The following is a 1,399-nucleotide window of genomic DNA, read 5'->3' as shown; positions in this document are numbered from 1 at the left end:
CAACAGGAGTCATCTTTTTTAAATTCCATTGATATCTATAGTGATTATAGTACGTCATATATTTCTTAATCTCTTGTTTCAATTCATTAAAGGACGCGCAAGGTTTTATATGAGCTTCATCTTTCAGATGACCAAAAAACGATTCTTGTGGGGCGTTATCCCAACAGTTTCCTCTTCTTGACATGGATTGTCCAAGTTTTAGCTTTTTGACTAGCTTCTGATAGGTAGGGCTTGTGTAGTGGGCTCCTTGATCTGAATGAATATAAGCACCTTCAGTCAATCGAATCCGCGGATTCCTTTTTAGTTTATGGAGAGTTGTCGTTACGAGCTCTAATGTCATCTGTTCTGAAACATGGTAAGCTAAAATTTCATTAGTTGAACCGTCTAAAATTGTAGATAAATAGGCCCTTTGATTCTTACCGTAAACTAAATAGGTGATATCTGTAAGAAGTGTTTTCCCTGGGGTATTCTGTTTAAATTCTCGATTTAATTGATTCGGTACTATTCGATGTTCTTTTGTAGCTTTAAGCATTCTTTTATAAGGATTCGCTTTACGAACCGGACAGACAATCTCGTATTTCTTCATAATTCTACGGATACGCTTTAAATTGTAGACAACTTGAAACTGACCCGCCAATGTCATCTTTATCTGACGAGCCCCCTTCTTTCTATTTCTAAATCGAAGTGCTTTTAATATGGTTTCCTTCAAGATTTCATCTCGATCACTCTTTTGTTTCCGTTGTTCTTGAGCTGAAATTGAAAAGTAATTATAGTATCCCGAACGGGATACACCAGCTACTTTACACAAATAACTGACCATATTCCTTAAGTTGTATTTTATGATGACAGAACGAATCAAGATGAATTTCTGACTAGATGGTAGTGTTATTTTCTTCTCATCCTCCCTTCCATAATTTTGATTTTTTTTAGCAATTCGTTTTCCGCCTTTAGTAAGTTTCGTTCAGCTTCTAAACGGGCATACTTTTCTTCTAACGTAAGCTCTCTCTCAAGAGTTCTTCCAGCGTTTTCGATACGTGTATCCCTTAAACCCAATACACCATTTTTTCTATAAGCAGCACGCCATCTACTTCCCGATGACATAACCCGTTTCATTCCAATCATATCTATATCGAAACCACATTCTTCAAAAATACTTCGAGGTAGCTTTCCTTTTTCATTTTCCTCAATAAAAATATGCTTAAATTCCTCTGTATAAGTGATACCTTTCTGACTTACAGATTTTACGTATAGGTTATTTGATAGAATTTGAATTTCTCTTTCTGTAAATAGCTTTTTTGTCATTTTTAACATTCTCCGATCCCGATTTTCCTTTTATTATACAAGAAATACCCTATAGAATAGACTTTTTTCAAGTGTCTATTCTATAGGGTACATTTTA

At 35.0% G+C, this 1,399-nt stretch carries 1 protein-coding gene; it reads right to left on the bottom strand.

Annotation, left to right across the window (positions count from 1 at the left end):
* Positions 1-1,311 (bottom strand): IS3 family transposase gene (locus FOT98_RS30555; protein ID WP_144291235.1). Its coding sequence is split into 2 segments (ribosomal slippage), with 1,312 coding nucleotides annotated over them: positions 1-930 and positions 930-1,311; the frame shifts between segments, so codons are not numbered across the junction. This gene is flagged as partial in the annotation.
* Between the last annotated feature and the right edge of the window lie 88 nt (positions 1,312-1,399).

The organism is Bacillus sp. HY001, assembly GCF_007558965.1.
Lineage (GTDB): Bacteria > Bacillota > Bacilli > Bacillales > Bacillaceae_G > Bacillus_A > Bacillus_A mobilis.
Note: the sequence above shows the minus strand (reverse complement) of the source record. Positions and strands in the feature narration are given on the sequence as shown.